General features: G+C 39.3%; 7 protein-coding genes and 1 pseudogene. 2 read left to right on the plus strand and 6 right to left on the minus strand.

Annotation, left to right across the window (positions count from 1 at the left end):
- A pseudogene (locus tag FTV09_RS16710) lies at positions 1 to 118 on the plus strand (IS30 family transposase); the annotation flags it as partial.
- A 12-nt stretch (positions 119 to 130) separates the two neighbouring features.
- Here FTV09_RS16710 and bfr read toward each other — a convergent pair.
- The 6 genes from bfr to gmk form a co-directional block, all read right to left on the minus strand.
- Positions 131 to 595: a bacterioferritin gene (gene bfr, locus FTV09_RS16715; protein ID WP_180058928.1), complete on the minus strand. Its 465-nt coding sequence runs from the start codon at positions 593 to 595 to the stop codon at positions 131 to 133.
- Positions 596 to 851: 256 nt separating this feature from the next.
- Entirely contained in the window at positions 852 to 1,046 is a 195-nt protein-coding gene (locus tag FTV09_RS16720) for a bacterioferritin-associated ferredoxin (RefSeq protein WP_086178228.1), read from the minus strand.
- Positions 1,047 to 1,263: 217 nt separating this feature from the next.
- Positions 1,264 to 1,647 (minus strand): RidA family protein, encoded by a 384-nt coding sequence (locus FTV09_RS16725; RefSeq protein WP_180058929.1) that lies wholly within the window; start codon positions 1,645 to 1,647, stop codon positions 1,264 to 1,266.
- Positions 1,648 to 1,698: 51 nt separating this feature from the next.
- Entirely contained in the window at positions 1,699 to 3,807 is a 2,109-nt protein-coding gene (locus tag FTV09_RS16730; protein WP_180058930.1) for a bifunctional (p)ppGpp synthetase/guanosine-3',5'-bis(diphosphate) 3'-pyrophosphohydrolase, read from the minus strand.
- 219 nt (positions 3,808 to 4,026) lie between these two features.
- Positions 4,027 to 4,308: a DNA-directed RNA polymerase subunit omega gene (gene rpoZ / locus FTV09_RS16735; RefSeq protein ID WP_067762989.1), complete on the minus strand. Its 282-nt coding sequence runs from the start codon at positions 4,306 to 4,308 to the stop codon at positions 4,027 to 4,029.
- 76 nt (positions 4,309 to 4,384) lie between these two features.
- Positions 4,385 to 5,008: a guanylate kinase gene (gmk, locus tag FTV09_RS16740; protein ID WP_067762988.1), complete on the minus strand. Its 624-nt coding sequence runs from the start codon at positions 5,006 to 5,008 to the stop codon at positions 4,385 to 4,387.
- 134 nt (positions 5,009 to 5,142) lie between these two features.
- On the opposite strand from gmk, the gene ispH reads away from it, so the two are divergent.
- Positions 5,143 to 6,093, plus strand: coding sequence for a 4-hydroxy-3-methylbut-2-enyl diphosphate reductase (gene ispH, locus FTV09_RS16745; RefSeq protein ID WP_180058931.1), 951 nt, complete (start codon positions 5,143 to 5,145; stop codon positions 6,091 to 6,093).
- The last annotated feature ends 243 nt before the right edge of the window (positions 6,094 to 6,336 follow it).

Genomic DNA, 6,336 nt, shown 5'->3' on the forward strand with positions numbered 1-6,336 from the left:
AAACGAACAAATAGAGCAGATAGAATTTGCACTCAACCATCGTCCTAGAAAAACACTAGGTTGGTATACACCGAGTGAAGTTATGGCTGGTTTTTATACTGTTGCACTTGCCGCTTGAATCCGCCTAATTTTAAATCTGACTCTGAATGTAATTCTCTATACCAACAGATTCAACTAAATCAAGCTGAGTGGTTGTCCAATCCAACCATTCTTCTTCTTTTTCTAAGATTTCTTGAGCCAGATCTCGAGTGACATAGTCTAACTGTTCTTCCGCTAGCTTAACCGCTACTTGAATGGCTTCGATGTTCTCTTTGACTTTACGTATATCACAATTTAAGACTTCAACCGTGTGCTGACCGATATAGAGTTTACCGAGGTGTTGCAAATTAGGCAGGCCTTCTAAAAATAGAATGCGTTCAATAATTTTATCGGCATGCTTCATTTGACGGATTGATTCTTTATATTCTGCAGAACCGAGTTGCTCAATGCCCCAATCGTTAAACATGCGTGAATGAAGAAAATATTGATTGATTGCAGTTAAATGATGATAAAGCACCTGATTTAACTGATTAATTACATCACGATTGCCTTTCATGTCAGACTCCTTAACTGCATGTATTTAAATGAATTCATTTAAAATTTAATTATGACTAGAAATATCTTAAACAACAATAGGCGACTTTGCGAGTGTTTTATAGAACAGCAAATGAAAATCACAATCAAAACAATGAGCTGATGATTATAGGTACTTGCAAATAAAAACCCGCTTAGAGTCATAAGCGGGGGAGGAGGAATGGTCTTCGACCATTAAATTTATAATTATGGTTGTTGGGGGAATTTAATAATTGATGTTAAGCGGCTATAGCGATGCGTGCAGCGATTTGGGAAACTTCATCACTGATAATCATACGTGCTTCAGGTGCGCAGCGACCACAGCAAGTTCCAAGGTCAAGCATATCGCGTACGTCACGATAGCTTTCAGCACCATTGGCGATAGCATCTTTAATATCTTGATCGGTAATACCACGGCACAAACAAACGTACATGAAAGTAAACCAAATGAATAATGGGATAAGTGATATTATTGATAATTATTATCGTTTGTCAATAAAAATCATTTGAAAATGCTTTTAAACTGATTGGCTTTTTGAATAAAAAATGCCACTTGAGCGGAAATCCGAGTGTTGCTTGGATTATCGCGCAAAATGGCTAGGTAATTTAAAATTAAGTTTTAAGATTAGTTTATTGAATTTTCTTTGTAAGCTATTGATTGATAATGACAACACCATCCATTTCAACCAGTGCGCCTTTGGGTAGGCTTGCTACACCGAGTGCTGCGCGTGCTGGGTAGGGCTGAGCAAAATATTCGCCCATAATTTGGTTGACCAATTGGAAGTTAGATAAGTCTGTAAGGAAGATATTCAATTTTGCAATGTCAGCTAATGATCCACCAGCAGCTTCACATACAGCTTTAAGGTTATCAAATACGCGACGAATTTGAGCTTCAATGCCTTCAACCAACTCCATGCTATATGGATCTAATCCAATTTGACCTGATAAATACAAAGTATTGTCGACTAAAATTGCTTGAGAATAAGTACCAATGGCAGCAGGTGCATTTTCAGTATGGATTACTTGGCGGGACATCTATTTCTCCTATTATCATCTCAGATAAGCTGTAATGAAACAGCTTATCAATTAGCTGGCTACCTGTGCTGTTTCAGTGATGGCGATGGGTTGGGCCAATCGACTGATGCGAGGGAAGCCAAAATGCATTCTTAAATTGCGGATAATTTGGGCAATTTGCTTACGATTATGTACTACGATATTAACGTAAGTTTTACCTTCGTGTGCACGTACGTTTTCAACACCGACTTTTTCTTTACGGCATAAATAAATGAGTTCTGAAATTTGTTCATCGTTTAGCAACATGTTTAGACACAAGTAGGCAGTGAAGCTTATGTCTTCACTATCTTCAGTGGTCCAGTGCAATGGCATGATGTTTTCGGGATGAAGATGTTGCTCATGCAATAAGTTATGGCAACGAGAGCGATGCACGATCAAACCACGACGTGAAAGATGGCCTTGTATTTGGTCGCCAAGTACAGGATTACAGCAGTGTGCATATTTTACATCAACACCGTCAGTGCCTAAAATTAGGCGTGATGAGTTGGTTGGTGTTTGAATCGCATCCTGAGCAAACAAGTGGTTCGCCACTAATTGTGGAAGTAAATCACCCACTGCAATTTGTTCAAACAGTTGCTCTTTATCTGTTAAATGGCGCCAGTTGAGGACATTTTCCCAATCAGCAAGGGTTAAATCTTTAACAGAACGATTGAAAAGTTTTAATGCCCGATTTAAGGCTTGCTGACCGACGAGACGCTGTTCTTCTTGATCTTGGTCACGCAATATGTTTTGTAAGGCACGACGCGCTTTTTGTGTATTGATGAAACTGAGCCAATCTGGATTTGGTGTCGCCAAAACATCTGTAATAATTTCGATAACTTGGCCACTCACAAGCGGAGTGGATAAGGGCTTTGTTTCACCATTAATTTTGGCACCGACAGCATGGTTACCTAGGAAAAGGCTTGCTGAGTAAGCAAAGTCTACAGCAGTGGCTCCTTGCGGAAGTTCGTGCAAATTACCATGTGGAGTATAGACCCAAATTTTTTCTTGATGCAGATAATCAAGCAGCTCGCTAAAAGTTGTTTTTGCACATGCACCATCAATTAATACATTGAGGTTCTGCATGGAAGCTTGAATTGCAGAGCGACAAGCCTGTGGTGCATTTTCACCTAAGACCACACCAAAACGAGCAGCTTTACGCATCAATTCGGTTTGAATGGTAAGAGATAATGTCGTTTTTTCACCTTTTAAGCGCAACATTAGTGATTGATTGCCACCAGGTAGTGGACGGCGAATATGATCTGCATAACTTAAAACTTTAAAACTGTCTTTCAAGATTTCTGCAAGGCGGTCGCAGTCGGCGATACTTTGTAAAATAATCTCAAAAGCATGACTATGGGTTAGCTCTTGTAAGTCAATGTCATTTTTTACGAAGTGGCGCAGTAGTTCAATATTGTTATTTTTCTTTTTAATACGGCCGTTAATATTATTTTGCTCAAGCAGGGCGGTGAGGTTGTTTTCCCACTTAGTTTGATATTCACAACGTTTAGGCTTAGTTTGTTTTAATGCTTCTTGCACATTGTTGTACATGTCTAGATCGAGGTTCTGATAACACAGATGTTCAAGGTTATCAGCCATTTCGTTCATACCGACAATACGTGCCATAGGTACAAAAATTTCAAAGGTTTCTTGTGCAATACGTGCCCGTTTATCAGGGCGTAAAGCACCCAATGTAGTCATATTATGATAGCGATCAGCTAATTTAATAATAATGACACGTGGGTCTTGTAGCGTTGCTTGCAGAATCTTTCGGAAGGATGCAGCTTTGTTATATTCTTTATCACTTGAGTGGCTCAGTTTGGTAACGCCATCCACCAATTCCGCTACGGTAGGGCTAAATTTTTCTGCAATATCTTGTTTGGTAAATTCGGTATCTTCAATAACATCGTGTAAAAGTGCCGCCATCAGTGTTTCTGCATCTAAACGCATATGCGCTAATATGCAGCTCACGGCAATTGGATGAAGAATGTAAGGTTCACCACTTTTACGGGTAATACCATCATGCGCAATATCAGCGTAGTCACAAGCTTCAAGCACGCGTTCGACATCACTTACCGATAGATAAGCGTCAATGATTGCTTTTAACTGTTGCTTGGCTTGGCTGACCATTGGGCCTGGCATAGAACACCCTTTTACTGCTGAATAACGATTGAAACGGTTGATACTTTAATGAAATGCAAAATACATGACTTGTCAATTTTTTGATTTATAAAATTGAAAATCATTATGTACTACTTTGCACTCCTTAAGCTTATGTTATAACTGTTCTGAGCAAAATATTAAAGACAATCCATAAAAAAAAGCCTAGTTAAAAACTAGGCTTTTTTGTTCGGTTAAGTCTTATTGGAAAGAAAAACCGTCTAAGTTTAGATTATTTGCTGAAAGAGCAAGGTCTAAGCTTGAAGTTTGGTAGTCTTGTTCACGTTGTTTCAAAATGTCTTTAGAAACGTGACCAGCTGCAATTTCACGAAGTGCAACAACTGTAGGTTTATCGTTGTCCCATTCAACAGTTGGTTCGATACCTTGACGTGCCAATTGACGCGCGCGTTTGCTTGCCACTAGTACAAGCTCAAAGCGGTTGTCTACATGGTCTAAACAATCTTCAACGGTTACGCGTGCCATAAGAATTCTCGTTTGAATATAAATTTTTAACAGACTGTGCAGTATAAGGTGCTTTGTCTATAGACTCAAGTTTTAATCACTGCTCAGTCGGCGTGATTAATTTTTCAATTAACTGCTGATGACGTGTCGCTTGCTGTTTTAAAACCAAACGATTGGCAATAATCACAGACTCTAAATCATGTAAGGCTTTATTAAAATCATCATTAATAATGACGTAATCAAAATTTACATATTGCTGCATGTCTTCAACTGCGCAGCTTAAGCGATGTTCGATCACTTCAACTGAGTCAGTGCCACGGTTTGATAAGCGTTGGCGTAAGTCAAACTGACTTGGCGGGAGAATAAAGATTTGTCTAGATTCAGGAAAAAGTTTACGAACCTGTTCAGCCCCTTGCCAGTCAATTTCAAGTAAAACGTCATGGCCTTTCGCCAATTGTTCTTTAACTGTACGTTGTGCTGTGCCGTAATAATTACCAAAAACTTCTGCATATTCAATAAAGCCACCTTCTTCAACTAAAGATAAGAAGTCTTCTTTTTTTGCAAAATGGTAATGTACGCCGTCTAATTCGCCAGGACGCTGACCACGAGTGGTATGAGAAACAGAGACATGTAAATTGTTTACACGTTCAAGCAGGGCTTTAACGAGGGATGTTTTGCCCGTTCCCGATGCAGCAGAAACGACAAACAAGAGACCCGACATGATATTTTTCCTGATATGATAAAATATCTTCTCTATTTTAGAGTAGACGCGCGCCAAACTAAATAGTCAGACGTCTATTGTTTACATTTATTTCAAGTGATACCCGTAAAAATTGAGTGGGCATTGAGGATTCTATGGAAATTGTTTTAGCTAATCCACGCGGTTTCTGTGCTGGTGTAGATCGTGCCATTGCGATTGTGAACCGTGCGCTTGAATGCTTTAACCCGCCGATTTATGTGCGTCATGAAGTGGTACATAATAAATTTGTCGTAGATGATCTACGTCAACGCGGTGCTATTTTTGTAGATGAACTTGATGAAGTCCCTGATGACAATATTGTGATTTTTAGTGCACATGGTGTTTCTAAAGCTGTACAACAAGAAGCGGAACGTCGTGGCTTAAAAGTATTTGATGCAACCTGCCCATTGGTAACTAAAGTACATATTGAAGTGACTAAGTATGCGCGAGAGGGTGTTGAAGCGATTTTGATTGGTCATGAAGGTCACCCCGAAGTTGAAGGAACGATGGGCCAATATGACACTAAAAATGGAGGTTCGATTTATTTGGTTGAAGATGAGCAGGATGTTGCTGAGCTTGAGGTCCGTAATCCACAAAAAGTGGCTTTTGTAACGCAAACGACACTTTCTATTGATGATACGGCAAAAGTGATTGATGCGCTGCGTCAAAAATTCCCTGAAATTCAAGGGCCACGTAAGGATGATATTTGTTACGCGACGCAGAACCGTCAGGATGCAGTGCGTGATTTATCGGAACAATGCGATGTAGTTTTAGTGGTTGGTTCACCAAACTCATCTAACTCTAATCGTTTGCGAGAATTGGCTGAACGTATGGGTAAACATGCCTATTTAGTGGATAATGCAGATCAGCTTCAGCATGAGTGGTTTGCTGAAAATACCAAAATTGGGGTGACGGCTGGTGCATCTGCACCTGAAATTTTAATTAAGCAAGTGATCCAGCGCTTACAAGATTGGGGTGCTAAATCACCGCAAGAGCTAGATGGTCGTGAAGAAAATATTACATTTAGTTTGCCAAAAGAGTTACGTATACCTGTAACACAGGCTTAAAGTGTTAATGACTTAACATTCTGAATTTTTTTAAGAATTGACAGATAATTGCTTTTTGGCAATTATCTGTTTTTTTATGCCTTTTATCCTTATTTGTGTTTGTTTTGTAATTTAATTGTAAGCGTCCGCTGAACACACCTTATGAATTCATCCTATAAGCCTTAATTTAGTCCCCACTTAAAAACAAGTGGGGACTAAAATTTATGACTACAAATCACCAGACATCCATCGCATCTCTTGCGA

Origin of the sequence: Acinetobacter sp. YH12227, assembly GCF_013417785.1 — a bacterium.
Taxonomy (GTDB): Bacteria; Pseudomonadota; Gammaproteobacteria; order Pseudomonadales; family Moraxellaceae; genus Acinetobacter; species Acinetobacter gandensis.

What these genes read in the sequence shown, in the direction of transcription:
- bfr (WP_180058928.1), bottom strand. Translation starts at nt 595, where the DNA reads ATGAAAGGCAATCGTGATGTAATTAATCAGTTAAATCAGGTGCTTTAT.
- FTV09_RS16720 (WP_086178228.1), bottom strand. Translation starts at nt 1,046, where the DNA reads ATGTACGTTTGTTTGTGCCGTGGTATTACCGATCAAGATATTAAAGAT.
- FTV09_RS16725 (WP_180058929.1), bottom strand. Translation starts at nt 1,647, where the DNA reads ATGTCCCGCCAAGTAATCCATACTGAAAATGCACCTGCTGCCATTGGT.
- FTV09_RS16730 (WP_180058930.1), bottom strand. Translation starts at nt 3,807, where the DNA reads ATGCCAGGCCCAATGGTCAGCCAAGCCAAGCAACAGTTAAAAGCAATC.
- rpoZ (WP_067762989.1), bottom strand. Translation starts at nt 4,308, where the DNA reads ATGGCACGCGTAACCGTTGAAGATTGTTTAGACCATGTAGACAACCGC.
- gmk (WP_067762988.1), bottom strand. Translation starts at nt 5,008, where the DNA reads ATGTCGGGTCTCTTGTTTGTCGTTTCTGCTGCATCGGGAACGGGCAAA.
- ispH (WP_180058931.1), top strand. Translation starts at nt 5,143, where the DNA reads ATGGAAATTGTTTTAGCTAATCCACGCGGTTTCTGTGCTGGTGTAGAT.